19 protein-coding genes are annotated in these 17,500 nt (G+C 45.3%); 16 read left to right on the plus strand and 3 right to left on the minus strand.

Annotation, left to right across the window (positions count from 1 at the left end):
- Nucleotides 1-67: 67 nt before the first annotated feature.
- Nucleotides 68-2,137, minus strand: coding sequence for a type II secretion system secretin GspD (gene gspD / locus MJ595_RS14315; RefSeq protein WP_263322512.1), 2,070 nt, complete (start codon nt 2,135-2,137; stop codon nt 68-70).
- Nucleotides 2,138-2,171: 34 nt separating this feature from the next.
- Nucleotides 2,172-2,822: a hypothetical protein gene (locus tag MJ595_RS14320; protein ID WP_263078629.1), complete on the minus strand. Its 651-nt coding sequence runs from the start codon at nt 2,820-2,822 to the stop codon at nt 2,172-2,174.
- Nucleotides 2,823-3,142: 320 nt separating this feature from the next.
- Here MJ595_RS14320 and gspE point away from each other — a divergent pair, with 320 nt between their 5' ends.
- The 15 genes from gspE to MJ595_RS14395 all read left to right on the plus strand — a co-directional run bounded on the left by gspE (nt 3,143) and on the right by MJ595_RS14395 (nt 15,671).
- Entirely contained in the window at nt 3,143-4,612 is a 1,470-nt protein-coding gene (gene gspE, locus MJ595_RS14325) for a type II secretion system ATPase GspE (protein ID WP_263322513.1), read from the plus strand.
- Nucleotides 4,613-4,640: 28 nt separating this feature from the next.
- Entirely contained in the window at nt 4,641-5,861 is a 1,221-nt protein-coding gene (gene gspF, locus MJ595_RS14330) for a type II secretion system inner membrane protein GspF (protein ID WP_263078631.1), read from the plus strand.
- A gap of 118 nt (nt 5,862-5,979) precedes the next feature.
- Nucleotides 5,980-6,438, plus strand: coding sequence for a type II secretion system major pseudopilin GspG (gspG, locus tag MJ595_RS14335; protein WP_263322514.1), 459 nt, complete (start codon nt 5,980-5,982; stop codon nt 6,436-6,438).
- Between the two features lie 60 nt (nt 6,439-6,498).
- Nucleotides 6,499-7,029, plus strand: a complete 531-nt coding sequence (gspH, locus tag MJ595_RS14340) for a type II secretion system minor pseudopilin GspH (protein ID WP_263078633.1) — start codon at nt 6,499-6,501, stop codon at nt 7,027-7,029.
- Nucleotides 7,030-7,145: 116 nt separating this feature from the next.
- The gene (gene gspI, locus MJ595_RS14345; protein WP_263078634.1) at nt 7,146-7,577 is read left to right on the plus strand and encodes a type II secretion system minor pseudopilin GspI; all 432 of its coding nucleotides are present in this window, start codon (nt 7,146-7,148) and stop codon (nt 7,575-7,577) included.
- Complete coding sequence (gene gspJ, locus MJ595_RS14350) at nt 7,574-8,311, plus strand: type II secretion system minor pseudopilin GspJ (protein ID WP_263078635.1); 738 nt, start codon at nt 7,574-7,576, stop codon at nt 8,309-8,311. The genes gspI and gspJ overlap by 4 nt, the downstream gene beginning before the upstream one ends.
- Nucleotides 8,308-9,303: a type II secretion system minor pseudopilin GspK gene (gspK, locus tag MJ595_RS14355; RefSeq protein WP_263078636.1), complete on the plus strand. Its 996-nt coding sequence runs from the start codon at nt 8,308-8,310 to the stop codon at nt 9,301-9,303. The genes gspJ and gspK overlap by 4 nt, the downstream gene beginning before the upstream one ends.
- Before the next feature lie 9 nt (nt 9,304-9,312).
- The gene (gene gspL / locus MJ595_RS14360) at nt 9,313-10,716 is read left to right on the plus strand and encodes a type II secretion system protein GspL (RefSeq protein WP_263078637.1); all 1,404 of its coding nucleotides are present in this window, start codon (nt 9,313-9,315) and stop codon (nt 10,714-10,716) included.
- Nucleotides 10,717-10,720: 4 nt separating this feature from the next.
- A complete protein-coding gene (locus MJ595_RS14365) occupies nt 10,721-11,236 on the plus strand; it encodes a type II secretion system protein M (RefSeq protein WP_263078638.1) in 516 nt (171 codons plus the stop codon).
- A 125-nt stretch (nt 11,237-11,361) separates the two neighbouring features.
- Nucleotides 11,362-12,240 (plus strand): IS982 family transposase, encoded by an 879-nt coding sequence (locus MJ595_RS14370; RefSeq protein WP_263078216.1) that lies wholly within the window; start codon nt 11,362-11,364, stop codon nt 12,238-12,240.
- 47 nt (nt 12,241-12,287) lie between these two features.
- Entirely contained in the window at nt 12,288-13,001 is a 714-nt protein-coding gene (locus MJ595_RS14375) for a DUF637 domain-containing protein (protein ID WP_263078639.1), read from the plus strand.
- 35 nt (nt 13,002-13,036) lie between these two features.
- Nucleotides 13,037-13,534, plus strand: a complete 498-nt coding sequence (locus tag MJ595_RS14380; protein ID WP_263078640.1) for a hypothetical protein — start codon at nt 13,037-13,039, stop codon at nt 13,532-13,534.
- Nucleotides 13,535-13,752: 218 nt separating this feature from the next.
- Entirely contained in the window at nt 13,753-14,736 is a 984-nt protein-coding gene (locus tag MJ595_RS14385) for a transposase (RefSeq protein ID WP_263078642.1), read from the plus strand.
- 67 nt (nt 14,737-14,803) lie between these two features.
- Nucleotides 14,804-15,154, plus strand: a complete 351-nt coding sequence (locus MJ595_RS14390) for a hypothetical protein (protein WP_263078643.1) — start codon at nt 14,804-14,806, stop codon at nt 15,152-15,154.
- A 199-nt stretch (nt 15,155-15,353) separates the two neighbouring features.
- Entirely contained in the window at nt 15,354-15,671 is a 318-nt protein-coding gene (locus MJ595_RS14395) for a DUF1778 domain-containing protein (protein WP_263078645.1), read from the plus strand.
- A gap of 205 nt (nt 15,672-15,876) precedes the next feature.
- Here the strand turns inward: MJ595_RS14395 and MJ595_RS14400 are convergent, their stop codons facing one another.
- Nucleotides 15,877-16,869, minus strand: a complete 993-nt coding sequence (locus MJ595_RS14400) for an IS30 family transposase (protein ID WP_263078067.1) — start codon at nt 16,867-16,869, stop codon at nt 15,877-15,879.
- A gap of 165 nt (nt 16,870-17,034) precedes the next feature.
- Between MJ595_RS14400 and MJ595_RS14405 the strand changes: the two genes are divergently transcribed.
- The gene (locus tag MJ595_RS14405) at nt 17,035-17,328 is read left to right on the plus strand and encodes a GNAT family N-acetyltransferase (RefSeq protein ID WP_263078646.1); all 294 of its coding nucleotides are present in this window, start codon (nt 17,035-17,037) and stop codon (nt 17,326-17,328) included.
- The last annotated feature ends 172 nt before the right edge of the window (nt 17,329-17,500 follow it).

Below are 17,500 nucleotides of genomic sequence, written 5' to 3' on the forward strand. Positions count from 1 at the left end.
CCCTCGCCCAATCGGGCGAGGATATAAGTGGAATGCTTAATAGGGAGGGCGTTCGCCCCTCCTTTTTTTAATTTGTCCAGGCTGGTTTACCCTGTTCTCTTAAATCAACCGCTTCGGGTAAAAATAAGTCATCAGGCGAAGCGGGGAAGTGGTCAGATGGAGCTTCTTTACTATTTTTTTGCAAAAGTTTTAATTTGCTAAAGCGATTCTGGGAAGCATTAGCAAGGGTTTCTGAGTTGCGCATAATGGTTGGGCGTACAAATAACATGAGATTACGCTTTGTGGTGCGATGATTATCGTATTTAAACAGGTTGCCCAAAATGGGGATATCACCGAGTAATGGCACTTTATTTTTACTTTTTGATCTATCATCTTGAAGCAAGCCACCAATGACGATGGTTTGGCCATCATCAACAATAATAGTTGTTTTAAGCGTTCGGTTATCATAAATAATATCATCAGTGCTTTTTTCACTGGAGCGGCGGGTTGATATTTCTTGCTCCAGCTCCAGCCTTAAACTGTTTTTCTCACTTAAATGAGGGGTTATCTTGAGCTTGATACCAATATCCTTTCGTTCAGTCGTAGTGAATGGGTTGGTGCTGTCTTTTTGGCTTGATGTTTGATACGAACCGGTCTTAATGGGAATGTTTTCACCAACAAGGAATTCAGCTTCCTGGTTGTCCAGGGTCAGGAGACTGGGTGTTGAAAGAATGTTGTTATTGGTTTTCGTACTCAGGGCATGAACCAATACACCAAAATTCTTGTCTCGTAATGCTAAAGTCCCCAGATTGAGGGATGTATTTTTAACAATCTCCCCTGTTATAGAGCTGAGGCTGCCGCTGCCAATTTGATCATCGGTGCCGCCACGATTGGCTTTGGTGTTCCTGCCGTCAATGCCCCATTGAATGCCTAATGCGTCGTTAATACCGCCAGTGACTTCAACAATAGCTGCCTCAAGCAGAACCTGTGCCCTGGGCCTGTCTAGCTGACGGACAATCTGCTCCATAGTCTTAAGCGTGTCCGGGTCCGCAATCATGACCAGGGCATTTTGGGTTTCATCGGCTTTAACAAATATATTTTTGGCAAGTTTGCTGCCTTTGCCATCCGTTTTTGTCTGGGATTGTTTTCCCTGGCTTCTTGATGAAGTGGGAGGTTGTGGCTGACTGGGGGGTTGTCCCTGCCCCTTTTTGGCCTGGGTATCCTGGATGGTGTCGGATGCCTCTGAAAGAATTTCGGCCAGGTTTTTGGCATCTCCATAACTTAGAAACATGACTTTGGTGGTGGATTTACGGATACCTTCCCGGTCGAGGGTTTCAACCAGCTTGCGAACCCTGGCTCGCTTGCTGGCATTACCTTTTACCACAAGGCGGTTACTCAGCTCATCGGCAATGACCTGAAGTCCGGCGGGTAATTGACCTTTTCCAGTGATCAGGGTGTCCTGGATGATTTTGGCCACATCACCCACCCAGGCATGTTTTAGCTGGAGTACTTCATAATCGTTATTGCTGGCTTCATCCAGTTCTTTCACCAGTTTGCTGATCCGTTCAACATTATCAGCAAGATCGCTGACAATCACAGCATTGCTTGATGCCGATGCAGCTGCATGCCCGTATTGTGCAATCAATGGTCTGATAATGGGAATGACTTCCACAGAAGAAACGCTATGAAGCTCAATGACTTTTGTTGTCATGATGGCATCACGAGGTTTTTCCTGTCCGTGGCCGCTGGAGGTTTTTGCGGTAGTGCTTGGAACGATATTCATAATACGTCCCTTGGGGATTACGGTATAGCCGTTAGCAGTCAGTACTTCCAGAAAAACATCATAAACCTGATCCCTGGTCAGGGGCTTGCTGGAAATGACGGTAACGGTGTTGCCTCCTTTTATTCTGGGATCAATGACAAAGGTTTCTTCCGTGATTTTTGCTATTTGAGCTATAAATTCACGAATATCTGCATTTTGCTGATTCAAGGCCCACCGCTTTTCTGTGCTGGCTTGGGCCTTAGCATTTTGAGGTATAGCAGCCGTGGCTGGAGCGGCAGCTTCTGCAAAGGCATGCCCACAAATTATCAGGGAAAGCATGGCCGAGTGAAATAGCTGTTTGTAGACTGTTCTGGCTGTCAAAGGGCTGGTAGTCATCACAAAACCATTGAGTGAAAGAGTTTTAATTCTTTTATGGGCTTCCTTGATTAGCCTGCTGTAGTTGCTCTCTGAGCTTTCGCATCCGCTCTTCAAGTGAGTCACCGTCCGGCTGTTTAGTATAGTCGTCTCTTGGCTTTGTATCGGACTGAGGTTTGTGCGAAGGTGCATGATATGCATTAATCCCTTTTGATTCTTTTGCTGCATCAGGGAAAGGCAGTATCTCCAGTTGCCCGTTTCTCATCAGAACCACATGATCTGAATGAATTTCTGAAAGTGTTGCCCCTCCGGGAAGGCTGTCGCCTACCTGGTAAAGCTTATCCTGGTTGCCACCTTCGATAATGGCACTGCTTCCCGGTTGTTCCAGCAATCCTGATAAAGCGCCATGCAGAGTCAGATTAAGCCTTGTTTTAGGGATATCGGCGGTTTTAGGCTGAGCTTCAGGCCGTTCATTGGAGCCAAACAGTAATTGAAAGTCGTTGGGCTTAAGTTGCTGTCGGGTATTATCTTTTGCCTGGATATTGTTCTGCGGGAAGCCTCTGGTTGCGGTAGTTGCTGTTGTATAGGCTTCATATCCTTTGTAACTTAAACTGACGGACATGACAGAAAGCAAAAGCAAAGTGATGAGCTGGCGGTTATGCCTGTGTCCCCATTTGAAGCAGGATGCTATCACTTTATTTTTCATAATAATCTCTTATCAGGAGGTAAAAGATGGCTGGTGAGCTATTATCTTTAGTACAACTAATAAAAGCATAAGAGTGCTTTTTTTTAAAGAAATGGCTGACCTGTTAGAAGATAACAACTAGGTTTTTTTTAATAAACATAATGTTGTATCTGGTGAATAATCATTTTCTTAAATATCAGACAGAATTTCTTGTGCAATCAGCTTTAGTAGTACACGCGTATTATTATTTGCAACGATTGTCATGTCCAAGTTAGGAGAATATCTTGTCTAACTCTGTATCCAGCTCTGACCTGGCTTCTGATTCCGAGGACAGTACAGTAGTGCAGAATCAACGGCTTCCATTTACTTTTGCCAAGAGACATGGTGTTGTGCTGCGATGGGAAGAAGAAAAGCCTTTACTGTATTTCCATATCACGCCTTCAGCCGAAATTTTTTCCGAAGCCAACCGGTTTGCAGGGGCGAGTCTGATTTACAAGGCGGTTAATGCCGAAACATTTAATGAGATTCTTTCAGAGTGCTATCACACCAATAGTAGTGAATCATTGCAGGATGCCGCGGGGTTAAGTGGCGATCTTGATTTGAGCAGCATTGCGGAAGCTGTGCCTGTAACAGAGGACTTGCTGGAACAAAGTGATGATGCACCGGTTATACGACTAATCAATGCGTTACTAACCGAGGGTATAAAAGAAGGGGCCTCGGATATTCATATTGAAACCTTTGAGAGTCATTTAATTGTCAGGATACGGGTTGATGGCATTTTAAGAGAAGTGCTTCGATTACAGCGAATGCTTGCCTCGCTGCTGGTATCAAGAATCAAGGTTATGGCCCGGTTGGATATTGCCGAAAAACGCATTCCCCAGGATGGCAGGATTTCATTGAAAGTGGCAGGCAAAGAAGTTGATGTCAGGGTTTCGACGCTACCATCCAGTAACGGTGAGAGAGTAGTACTGAGATTGCTGGATAAGGCTGCTGGCCGCTTGCAGTTAGGTCATCTTGGGATGAGTGAGAGGAATAAACGCGGTATTGAGGAGCTCCTGGGCAAACCCTATGGAATCATTCTTGTAACTGGCCCAACGGGATCGGGAAAAACCACCTCCCTTTATGCCTGCCTCACTTCTCTGAATGATAAGTGCCGGAATATTCTGACCGTTGAGGATCCTATTGAATATAACCTGGAGGGTATAGGGCAAACCCAGGTGAATACCAAGGTGGATATGACCTTTGCCAGAGGGTTGAGGGCAATATTGCGTCAGGATCCTGATGTGGTGATGGTTGGTGAGATCCGTGATACCGAGACCGCGGAAATTGCTGTTCAGGCCAGTTTAACGGGCCACCTGGTTTTATCTACATTGCATACCAATACGGCAGTAGGAGCCCTGACCCGACTACAGGATATGGGTGTTGAGCCATTTTTACTGTCATCCAGCTTGCTGGGTGTTGTTGCTCAACGGCTGGTGCGGGTGCTGTGTGAACACTGCAAGGAACCTTGTATGCCGGATGAGGCTGAGTGTGAGCAACTGGGTGTAAGCCCTGTCAGTGCTGAGGCAATATACAGGGCCAGAGGGTGTAAGGAATGCAATTTTTCTGGCTATCGCGGGAGAACAGGGATTTATGAGGTTGTTCAGGTGGATGAAAATATCCGCAGGATGATTCATGCAGGTAAGGGAGAGCAGGATATCATGGATTACGTCCGTGAAAATGCATCCAGTATCAGAGAGGATGGCAGTAGAAAAGTGCTTGCAGGAGTGACTACCCTTGAAGAAGTCCTCAGGGTCACACAAAAAGACTGATTCACTGGAGGTTAGATAAACAGGGGCTATGGCTGCATTTGAATACGTTGCCCTCGATCAGCAGGGCAAACAACAGAGGGGAACCCTTGAAGCTGACAGTGGCCGGCAGGTACGGCAGCTTCTCCGTGATAAGGCCTGGACTCCTCTTTCGGTGAATACTGTTAAGGAGCAGCGGCAAAAAAGTGCTGGTTTTTTATCTGGCTTGTTTCAACGGGGTATTTCAACCATTGAGTTGGCGAGTATAACACGGCAGCTGGCTACGTTGATTCATGCTGCGATGCCTGTGGAAGAGGCGCTTCAGGGGGTTATTGCCCAGCAGGAAAAACGCCGTTTGAAAAATATGCTGATTGCTATCCGCTCAAGAGTTCTTGAGGGCTTTACTCTTGCCCAGAGCCTTGAGGCATTTCCCCATGCATTTCCCCAGATGTACCGTGCTACAGTGGCGGCTGGTGAGCATGCGGGGTACCTTGATAAGGTCTTGAATCGCTTGGCGGACTACACTGAAGCAAGGATGCAGTCTGCCCAGAAGGTTCAGCAGGCTTTGCTCTATCCCGTTATTCTGATTATTGCGGCACTGGGTATTGTCAGTTTTTTACTGGGGTATGTGGTACCGGATGTGGTGAAGGTCTTTGTTGATACAGGACAGGATCTGCCTATTATTACCCTGATTCTTATTGCCATCAGTGAAGGGTTCCAGCGCTGGTGGCCAGCCATTTTTGCATTAATTCTGATTATTACCGGTGGTTTAAGGTATATCCTGCAACGTCCGGAAATCAGGTTTGCATGGCATCAGACCTTATTGAAACTGCCGATTGCAGGACGTTTTAGTAGAACCTTAAATGCAGCGCGCTTTGCCAGTACTTTAAGCATATTGACCCGTAGTGGCGTTTCTTTAGTAGAGGCACTGGTTATTGCTGGTCAGGTTATCAGCAATGATGCAATACGCAAGGGCGTTCAGGATGTCGCTAAAAGAGTGAGTGAAGGCGCCAGCCTCCATCATTCCCTCGCTGAAACTGGATACTTTCCCCCGCTGATGCTGCATATGATTGCCAGTGGTGAGTCAACCGGTGAGCTGGATAGTATGCTGGACAAAACAGCCCAGAATCAGCAGCAAGAGCTGGATAGCCGGATTTCAATGATATTGGGACTTTTTGAGCCTTTAATGCTGGTGGTTATGGGAGGCGTTGTGATGGTGATTGTCTTGGCTATATTGTTGCCTATTCTTAACATGAATCAGCTGCTGAATTGACCTGAAAGCGTTGGGCAGTCTTACAGAAGAAGTACTGGACAGCATAACCGGGTTTAACGTTAATAAAATAAAGATTCTGTATAAAAAGGATCTTAGACAGAGGGTGACCTTAATGAGAATGCGACTCGAAAGGGGTTTTACCCTGATTGAAATAATGGTTGTGGTAGTTATTTTGGGGATACTGGCAGCAATGGTGGCGCCTAAAATACTTAACCGTCCGGATCAGGCCAAGATTACCGTAGCTAAATCAGATATTGAAACCATCTCCCAGGCACTGGAGCTGTATCGTCTGGATAATGGTTTTTACCCTTCCACTGATCAAGGGCTGGAAGCATTGGTTCGAAAGCCTACCATGAGTCCTGAACCCAGAAGCTGGAATCCGGAAGGGTATCTGAAAAAAGCGCCTGTTGACCCCTGGGGTAATCCCTATTTGTATATTCAGCCCGGTAACCATGGAAAGTATGATCTTTATTCGTTGGGAGCTGATGGCCGTGAGGGCGGTGAAGGGATGAATGCAATGATTAAGAATTGGGAAGAAGAAGCAGACCAAAGGCGTAATCGTGCTGCTGGAGGCTAATAAACTCTAATTATGCGTAATGATTATGGTTTTTATTGAGTAAACAGGTTTTTGTAGGTCATGCATAAAGCGCGGGGACAAACACTAAATGGATTTACCTTAGTTGAGTTGTTGATTGTTCTTTTGATTATCGGTGTGTTGCTGGGAATAACCTTATTAACCTCTATTTCCGGCACTCATAAGAAGGTCAAAGAACAGGCGACCCGACTTCAGACACTTTTTTCTCAGGCTCGTGATAAGGCTTTACTTGAAAATGTAGAATATGGGTTTTCCATAGACAGTTCCGGTGGTTATCAGTGGTGGGTGCTTCCTGTGGAAAGTAAGGAATGGGAGCAGCTGGTGGACAAACCGTTTCAGCCGTACCAAATGCCAGAGGGGTTTACTGTCCAGCTTGAGACTGACGAGAGTGAAAATGCTGTCAGGGCGGTGAGTCAGGCAGAGGATAAACCAACGCTGGTCTTCTATTCGGATAGGGAGTCTACCCCGTTTGGCTTGTCTATCATTCCAGCTGGGGATCAGAAGCAGTCGATTGTGTTACAGACTGATGGGTTATCGGAAGTGGAACAATTCCGCAACCCGGATACTTCATAAACAGCTTTGAACCTTGTGTATGACTCCTGTGTAACCCAGGGTGTCAGGGAACAGGTAAAACGGGAGCCCGAGTATGAAATACCCGAACTAGGTAAGGTGCATTGATAACAGCTCCCATGAAAACAATGAAAAGCTTCAAATCATTTAATGCTTATTCTGTCATTTATCGTAAAGAATCAGGCTTTACTCTGATAGAGGTAATGGTAGCCCTTGCTATATTTGCAGTGGCTGCGTCCATGTTGATGCTGTCGGGTGGAAACAGTATTCGCCAAACCAGTTATATGCAGGAGAAGATTCTCTCAGCCCAGGTAGCAGATCAATATCTTAATAAACTCTATGTGGATCAGCGTTGGCCCGAAAAAGGGACAAGGGGACGGGTTCAGGTTTATGCCGGGTACGATTGGTATGTCAGGGAAGTGGTTCGGGAGACTAAAGTTCAGGATTTTAGACAGATTGTCACAGAGGTTTTTCCCGGAGCCATGCGTCCAGATAAAAATAAGATGCCTCTTGCCTCTCTGACCTCCTATTTGAGGAGGCCAAAAAAATGAATGTTCAGAAAGGGTTTACTCTGCTTGAGTTGATGATTGCTATTCTTATCTTTGCGATGATCAGTACAGCGGCTTATAAATTGTTTGAATCTGTAACGAAAGCCCAGCAGGTTACCGATGGGTTGCTGGATAGCCTGGATGAAATACAACGAACCCAGATCACTATTGAAAAAGATTTGATGCAAATGTCAGCAAGATCAATCAGAAATGAGTTTGGTGACAAAGAGCCAGCGGTCTTTGGGCCAACAAAAGAGGGGGATCTTCTGGTATTTACCCGGACTGGCTGGCGAAACCCATTGAATTCCACCAGAAGTGATTTGCAAAGGGTTGCCTACGCATTTGAAGAAGGTGAGTTGGTACGATATTACTGGCCAGTATTGGATCGGGCCCCTGATCCGGTTGTCATTAGACAGACCTTATTAAGTGATGTAAGGGCAGTGCAGGTTAGGTTTATGGATGAAAAAAAATTATGGAAGCCTGCCTGGCCACCCTTTAAGGAAGCGAAAGAGTCCGGCAAAAAAGAAGAGCGTGAGTCGGCCGTAATGCCTGTGGCTGTTGAAGTGGCTGTACAGCATGAGTATTACGGACTATTGGAAGCGACGATTCCTCTTATGACATTTAAAGAAAAAGAGCTTCAGGGGAAAGATGAAGAAAAAGGCGAAGGAAGTGGTTCCAAGAGACGGCAGAAAAAGCGAAATTTTGATGAAGAAGAGTTTGAGGAGGATGAACGTTGAATCAATTCCTGAACTCCCGTTATTCCGGACAACAAAAAGGCGTGGCATTGCTGTATGTACTGCTGCTTTTTTCGATGATTACCCTGATGGCCTCGCAAATTGTTACCAACTTGCTTTTACATACAGAGAAAAATTCCCGTTTTCTTGAAAGAACCCAGGCAAAGCATTATGCATTGGGAGCTGAACAGTATGTGGCTTATTTGCTGGAAGAAGATTTTATAGAAGATAAAAAAAATAAAAAACAGGTTGATCATGAAAGTAAACGATGGAACATAAAAAATGTGGATTATGCCGTTGAGCAGGGCTACATTGAAATAGCTGTGGTGGATGAGCAGAGCCGGTTTAATATTAACTGGCTGACAGCTGAGGGTACTGAAGGGAAAAAGTTTTTAAAAATGTTTCAAAACCTTTTGGTAACCCAGGCCATAGATATCGATCTCGCCAGTCGCATTCAGGAGTGGCTTGGAGCAGCGCCTGATTCAGCCAAGGGAGTGGCAGCAGACAATAAGTATTTGGTGATGGAGCCTCCTCGCAGGGCTGCTAACACGGAAATGGTCTCAATATCAGAGCTTCGGTTGATAGAAGGTCTGACCGATAAGGATTTTGAACTACTGTCACCACTGGTGACTGCTTTACCTTTGGGTTCAAAAATTAATCTGAATACAGCGCAGCCTGAAGTCATCAGGTCTATATCTGATAAGCTTACAGAAGGTGATGCTATGGCAATTATTGATGGCAGAGGCAATGAAGGATTCACCAAAATAGAGGAACTGGGGAACATCGCTGCCATTAAAGATAAAATGGCAGATATAAAAGCAGCTCCAGTCAGCGTTTTTAGCCAGTATTTTTCGACATATATTAAAGCCACTTACCGTGATACGACGTTTTATCTGAAAACGTTATTGGTTAGAACCGGTGAAGGGCGTGTGCAGATTGCTGGAAGGGAAATTGGCCCTAATAGCTACTGGGTTAATAGTACTAAGGACTCCTGAGGCTCACTGATGAAAAACACCCTGCTGATTCGAATACCCCCCCTTGTCTCAACATGTGATGATGAAACAGCTGTGCAGTGGGCGACTTTCTCCGGGGGAGGAGAACTATTGGGGGATGTACATGTTTCTGAAATCGGACAGATAAAAGAGCAATGGTTTACCTTGCAGGATGAGGAAGAAGAAGCGGATAGAACCGGTGAAAGGACGATACAGGATAAACTGGTATTATTATTGCCCGGAAATCTCGTTATATGTCGCCGCCTTGAACTGAATAGTGGCCAGCGTAAACATATTCAGTCGGCTTTACCCTATTTGATTGAAGATGACCTTGCGCAGGATATTGAGTCTTTTCATATTGCCCACTATCTTCATCGCAAAAACAGTGAAGTCACACTGACAGCTATTCCTCATGCCAGTATTCAAGAAATTTTGTCTGTTTTTGAGAGAAGCGGTCTTTCAATTAATAACATTTATGCTGAATGCCAGTTGCTAAGTGCTGCCCCTGAAACCGCACTTCTGATTCTGGACTCCGCTATGGTTATGATGGCAACACCTGGCAGTGAAGCCCTTGCTATTGATTATGAGGCTGTCCCTTTTGCTTTAAAACAGCGTGCCACTGAGATTGAAGAGAAAGCTGTGCTTTTACAAACAGAAACTGCAGGCAGAGTATCCCGGGTCAAACTGGCTTACGCATCTGGAGCCATGCCAACACCTGACAATAAAATTGATTCTGTCAGGCAAGATTTAGCCCAGCAGGGATGGCTGCTCGAAGAAGAAGCATTTAATGGTTCAATCTTTGAATGGTTTGCCCAGAGTTATTTTGAAATACGAAAGTCATCAAGGTTAGTTGATCTCAGACAAGGTTCTTACCGGTGCCCTAAAAAGGCCCGTCGCCAAATTAAGCAATGGCGTCCCCTGATTGCTTTGGCCGCTTGTTGGCTGGTGCTTGAAATTGGCTTAATGATCGGGAAAGGAATTTATTTTGGACAGAAAGCTGATGAGCTTTGGGGGCAAAATGCCGAGAGTTATTTAAGCGTGTTTCCGCAGGATCGGCAGGTTAAAGATGCCAAGTCAAGAGGGTTGCGAACATTTGACTTACAGAAGTGGATGCAGAATCGACTGAAAAATATGGGGCAGAATCCCGAGGGAGAACCCTTTTTGCCATTACTGCAAAAAATTTCAGTGGTCGCCTCTACCCAAGGAGAGGAGGCTGATCTGGTGCCACAGGCAATGGATTTTAATGATTCATCAGGGCATCTGGTTTTTGAATTTCAGGCTGCAAATCTGGAAGTGGTGAATAAGTTTATGGATGAATTAAGGGCTGGAGGGCTGCAAACACGACTGGATAGTGCCAACCAGGATAAGGGTGGAGTGATTGCCAGAATGACTGTGGCCAGGGAATCCCGGGGATAATATTATGGAAAAACTCACTTTACTTCTTGAGCAGCACCCCTTGTGGCAGCAGGCCAAAGATTGGTATGAACGACTTGCCAGCAAGGATCGCAATGCGCTGTTAGCGTTGACTGTTTTTATAACTGTTACGCTGTTTTATCTATTGGCTTGGGAGCCTCTTGATGACTGGTCCGGCAGGCAGCAAGAAGATTACAGCCAACAATTGGAAACCATGAACTGGATGCAGCAGCATCTTGATAAAGCCAGGGAGCTGGAGAAAAAGAAAAAGTCAGGTGCCGGGCAAAAAGAGTTGTCGTCGATTGTAACAACCCAGGCCCGGCAGACCGGTGTTATTATCAGCCGAATTCAACCGGATCAAAAAGGCGTTGCTGTCTGGGTTGAAGATGCAGCCTATCAGAAATTGCTGGCCTGGCTGGTGATACTAAAGAACAGGCATTTTGTTAATGTACAGCAAATCAAGATTGACCGGCTAAAAGAAGAAGGCCGGGTTAAGGGATATGTGCACCTTGGTACGAGATAAAGTTATTGACATGTTTATCAGCTGCCATATAATCACCACCCATATCTTCTTGAGACCTGAGTTCGACATAAGGAACTGATTTTATATAGCATAGCTACCACGCTGATTAGGGGTGGAGTAGTGCTGTGCTGACCAAGGTATTTTGCAGGGTAGACGATTTTTGCAAGCAATTTGAACCAAAGCTAAACCAGTATCTGATCGAGCATTGTGGCCGCAAGCGCATTCGTAAACAGTCTCTATCAATCAGCGAAGTGGCAACGATCGTCATCCTATTTCATGCTAAAGGCTATCGTTGTCTGAAGCACTTCTATATTAATCATGTCTGTAAATACTGGCATAAGCACTTTCACGGGCTAGTCAGCTACAATCGGTTTGTTGAGCTGATGCCACAAGCGCTTATGGTACTCTCAGCTTTCTTGCAGACACGATATGGCAAGGTGTCTGGCATTTCTTATATAGATTCAACCGGCATCGCTGTCTGTGAAAAAAGTCGGGCTCTGCGCCATAAAGTGTTTAAAGATGAAGCAGGCTGGGGTAAGTCTTCTACACACTGGTATTACGGCTTTAAGCTTCACCTGATTATCAATGATACCGGTGAGTTGCTGGCGGTTAAGTGTACATCAGGTAATACCGATGATCGTGCTGTTCTTGAAGATATGTGCTGCCACTTGTTTGGTAAGCTGTTCGGCGACAAAGGCTATATATCCAAGGCCAAAGCCCAGCTTTTAAAAGAAAAATACGATGTTGACCTGATTACGACGCGCAGGAAAAACATGAAACCTCAGAACCTGCCTGCTTTTGATAAAGTACTGCTGAGAGGGCGTGCAATCATTGAGACGGTCAACGATCAGTTGAAAAATATCTCTCAGATAGAGCACACCCGCCACCGCTCAAAGTTCAATTTTATGGTGAACTTGCTGGCAGGGCTTATAGCCTATACGTTTCAAAAAAAGAAGCCTTCTCTGAGCATTCAGCATACGGGGCTGGTTGAGTTGGTTGCTTAACCGTTATGTCGAACTCAGGTCACGGGGCGAAAGCGGTAGCACATGGGATGGCCGGTGGCGTTATGTCGGTGCTTAATGGTGGAAAGTTTGGTGATGGGTTTTGGTCTGCGGGGTTAACGCAGTTGGCGGCGCCGGGTATTGATCTTATCGATCAAGGCTCCGATTTTAGCGCTGGCCGGGTGTTTGCTGCGGCAGTTGTGGGAGGAACTGCTTCGGAAATCACTGGTGGGAAGTTTGCTAATGGGGCGGTGACTGGGGCTTTTTCGAGGGCGTTTAATGATGAGATGCATGCCAAGGAAGCTAGGCAGTATAGGGATAGAATAAGTCAGTTAGACCCTAAAGTTGTTATGGACAGAGCATCTATAGCAGGGCATGCTACTGCTCTCGGTTATTTTGAGACGCTGGATGATGCAGCATTCCTTGTTAGATCTCCAGGTCAAGCGAGTATTTATCGGGATCTGATGATTGATAACTTGAATAGGGACTATGAGGGGGGAGCGCTTGAACAGGCCATGGATATGGCAAAGGGTAACGTGACGGTTGCTGGAGATCCAGCAGGTACAACTCTTTCAGTAGTTGGAACGGTATTTAGTCGTGTTGGTATTTTAGCGGACTTAAAGACCCTAAATGGTTTCCTTGGCACTACTACACAGTTTCGAGACTTTATGTCGTCATCACCCACTTATGAGCAAAAGTTGATTCAGGTTGAGTTAAATAGCGGCCGATACTATGCGGACAATTGTGGAAGATTAAAATGCTAAAGCGAATACTCACCGTTATTATAATAATCAGTAATATGGTTTTGCCCTACTCAATGGGTGATGAAACGATATATGCTGTTGGAGATACTTCTGCTGAAAAATTCGCTGATACTCAAGGTTTTTTATATGAGGATATTGGGTTAGGTATTAAAGTTTATGTTTTAAAAGGTAACAAAGAATTTTCGGAAACCCTGCTGGAAGGAAGAAAGCTAATATTATTGACTTACCCTAAGAGTAAACAAGAAGTTTCATTTTTTGAAATGTCGCAAGACATGGGGCTAAATTTTGCTAGGGAAAATGGGTTTGAAAAACTGTTAAAAATTTTGAGCAATTTGGATGGTAAGGGTGATTCATCCCTATCGGAAGAAGATAAACTTTTAATGACCTCGTATTTCTCCCCGAGTTCAGTCAAGAAGATTGAGTTATTTATCTCAACCGATAACAGTTACATTATATCCTCTTACAGTAATGGCTCTGTAAAAGTAGCTTATCGGATGGATAGTAATAAAGTTCTTTTTTCTTATTTTTTTTAGGAAATAGTTATGAGACCACTAATAGACGGGACTATGGGACTATAGGACAGCCACCAATTTGACTCTTAGGCCAGGGCGTCTACTTTTTACTCAGTTGTAGTAATTTCAGGCTGAGGGGTAGGGGACTATAGGACTATAGGACAGCCACCAATTTGACTCTTAGGCCAGGGCGTCTACTTTTTACTCAGTTGTAGTAATTTCAGGCTGAGGGGTAGGGTATGACTCGGGCGCGTAGGCAGTTGGTGGATTTGGGTAGTACGCCGTACTACCACTGTATGGCGCGGTGCGTTCGGCGGGCATTTCTATGTGGTGAGGATCATCTGACGGGGAAAAGCTTTGAGCACCGTAAAGCCTGGGTAGTTGATCGGCTCAAGGTGCTGGCAGGTGTCTTTACTATTGAAGTATGCGCCTATGCGGTGATGTCCAATCACTACCATGTGGTGCTGTTTGTGAATGAGGCGGCGGGTAAAGCGTTGACGACTCGTGAAGTGCTTGAACGCTGGACGCAATTGTTTGCGGGGCCTTTGCTGGTTCAACGTTACCTGGCAAGGGACAAGCTGAGCAAAGCAGAATATCAGCGGGTGGAGCAGTTTGCTGATGATTATCGCAACCGTCTGCTGGATATTAGCTGGTTTATGCGTTGTCTGAATGAACATCTGGCTCGGGAGGCCAACCTGGAAGATGGCTGTAAAGGCCGTTTCTGGGAGGGTCGCTTTAAAAGTCAGGCGTTGCTTGATGAGGCAGCGGTGTTGACCTGTATGGCCTATGTTGACCTTAACCCGGTACGGGCAGGACAGGCAAAGATGCCAGAGTCCTCTGATTTTTCGTCGATTCAGGATCGGATAAGGCAGTGGCAGCAAAATAGCGGGAAAAAACAGTGTAATCACTTAAAGCCATTGCAGTGGAAAGGTATCACGGCTGATAAATCGGTGCCTTTTTCCTTACTGGATTATTTTTATCTGATTGACTGGACCGGTCGTTCTGTGAGGCCAGACAAAAAAGGTGTTATTCCTGCTGACCTGCCTCCTTTACTGGTGCGTCTGGGTATTGATAGCCAAGAGTGGTTGAAGACTATGCAACCTGAGGGTAACCGTTTCCAGCGAGCGGCAGGAACCATTGCCTCGCTACGGCAATACTCAAAACAGATTGGTCAGCGCTGGGTGAAAGGACTGGTCATAAGTAAGTGGATTTATTCAGGTTGATGACTGATAGCCATGGTTGTTTATTTTTTGAAAAATGTTATGTAAGACCAAAAGGTGTAAAGAAAACATGCGATTGATTTTAGGATTATTGCTAACATTGGTTTGTAGCGCCAGTTTTGCAGCAAATAGTTGGGAAGGTCCCTTCACCATCAAAAAAGTTTCTGCCTTTATGGAAGATGGTATGCACATTGTCTCAGTAACTACTAATGACGTCATCAATAGCAGTTGTACCATTGCGGATAAAAAAAAGGTGGCAGGCTATTGGTCTACTGCACTTAGTTTTCAGCACACTCAGGGCTTGTCCGTATTACTTAGTGCTCAGGCACAGAATAAACCGGTAATGCTCTATGTCGATTTGAAAAGGTGTGAGAACAAATTTGCCACACCTTTCTATGGTGTTGAGGTGGCTAGTGAATAGCGAGTTTACAAGACACCCACCAATTTGACTCTATTCCTAGTTCACAGGATAGCCGCCAATTTGTGACGTGGTTATAGTTCTCCGGACACACCAACTCAGGTAATATCACCCCCACTTAAGGTGTGTCCAGCAAACGATAACCACTTTATCCGCCATCTTTCCGTACAGTTTGACATTGCCTTCAAGAGTACTAAGCTAAATGTACGGACTATTTCTGTACAATAAAGATGGGTTCTGGAGGCAAATGATGGCAACAACAAGGCTGGATCTTCGGCTGAGTGAAGAAATAAAGGCAAAAGCAGAAAAGGCATCGGCTTTACTGGGGCTAAAAAGCCTCACTGAGTATGTGGTTCAATTGATGAATGAAGATGCTACACGTGTGATCGCGGAGCATGAAACACTGGTGCTTGAGGGGGACCGGTTTGATCAGTTTATGTCAGCCTGCGATAAGGCGGGCAAACCTAGCAGCAAAATGCAGGCAGCATTGAAGCATACGAAAGAGCAGGGTTTTGAATGAGCGGGTCAAACCAGTTTGTAGAGTTGGATAAATCTCTGCATGACAGGGCTGGCTTTTGCTGCGGTGAGAATGAGCTTGATGTGTTTATTCAAACCAGAGCGCTAAAACATATGCATTCTGGCATTAGCCGAACGATGGTATTGCCTGCGAACTATCCTTTCCCTGATGGTAAACGTTCTATTTGCGCTTTTTATACTACCTGAATTCAAGTCATAAATGCATAACCCATGACTTTTCTTGCATTCACTCCAGTTAACTCTTTGAATGCCTCATATGGTGTTTTGTAACCGAGGCATTTCCTGGGCCTGCTGTTCAGCTTGTCTACCGCAATGATAACGTCTCTTTCTTTGACGTTATGAAGCTCCATTGATTTGGGAAAGTACTGCCTGAGCAGCCCATTGGCATTCTCATTCTGGCCTCTCTCCCAAGAGTGGTAGGGCACAGCAAAGTAGCTGTCGCAGCTCAAGGCTTTGTTGATTGCTTCATGCTGAGCAAATTCCTTACCGTTGTCGTAAGTGATCGTTTTAACAAACCTTTTCAGGGGCTTGAGTGTATCAATCACTGCCTGTTTAACCGCTTTTGCTTTCTTTCCTGGCAGCGGAACAGCAAGGCGCAGTTTAGTCTTTCGCTCATCCAGTGTGGCAATGGCACCCTTATGGTTTTTGCCGATTACGGTATCCGCCTCCCAGTCACCAACACGCCCCCTGTTGTTGACGATCTCCGGGCGCTCTTCAATACCTACCCGGTTAGGTATGCCTGTTCGGTTATGAGCTGAACCATATCGCTTTCGGTACGTTTTTTTCTGATGGCGCAAGTGTTTATACAGGGTACCGTCAGTGCGCTTATCATCCTCTATGAACTGGTAAATCGTCTCATGATGCAACTTGATTATCCCTTCTTTTTCAAGCCTTCCAGCCACTTGCTCAGGACTCCAGTCAGCCCGGATATCTTGAGCAATCCGTCGCTTAATATCTTCCGTCAACTTCACCGCCTTGGGTTTTTCCTTATGACGCTGTTGAGCCTTACGATGAGCCTGCTGGTGCCTGTAACCACGCTGCCCTGTGTTGCGTCCTAACTCCCGTGACAGCGAACTCTGTGAACGCCCGAGTTTTTCTGCAATTTTATTTTGAGAAGTCCCATTTTTCAGTTCGATTTCGATATAATGTCTCTCTTCAGAGCTAAGGTGCTTAAAGGCCATCCTTGGCGTCCTCTGTTTGGTTTGGTTGCTTAACAGAGTACCCCTGAGTTCTGATTCACTTCAAAGGCTCTGTAACAACCCTCTGGTTACAGAGGTTATGCATTTATGATACAAATTCAGGCTATTACACCCTGCTCGGTCTCCAGAAAAACGTTACCTGAAAAGTTGGCTAAAAAGCTACCGAGCTATCCAGTTCCCGTATTTCTTATTGCTCAATTGGCGGTACATCAGGAGTGTAAAGGAAAGGGTTTAGGCAAGGTTACATTGATCAAGGCATTAGAACACCTCTACGAAATCAATAAGCATATGCGAGCATATGCTGTGGTAGTAGACTGCTTAAATAAGGAAGTTGCCGCTTTTTATCAGCAATATGGTTTTGAGTTATTGATTCACTACGAAGGCCGTGATCGTTTGTTTTTACCCATGAAAACAGTCAAAGAATTATTTGATAAAAAATAAAAACTATAGTACTAAGTAAGCCGTTCTCAAAAAAGTTCGCAGTGGGTATCGCCCCCACCGCCACTCTTTAAAGCCCACGCAATGAACCATTGCGTGGGCTTTTTTCTTATTAGCCCTGTATTTACGGAGTATTTTGCTACTGTGCGAAGACTGGGAAAAACGGTTGCTAGCT

The sequence above is a fragment of the Endozoicomonas sp. Mp262 genome (genome assembly GCF_025643335.1).
Taxonomy (GTDB): domain Bacteria; phylum Pseudomonadota; class Gammaproteobacteria; order Pseudomonadales; family Endozoicomonadaceae; genus Endonucleibacter.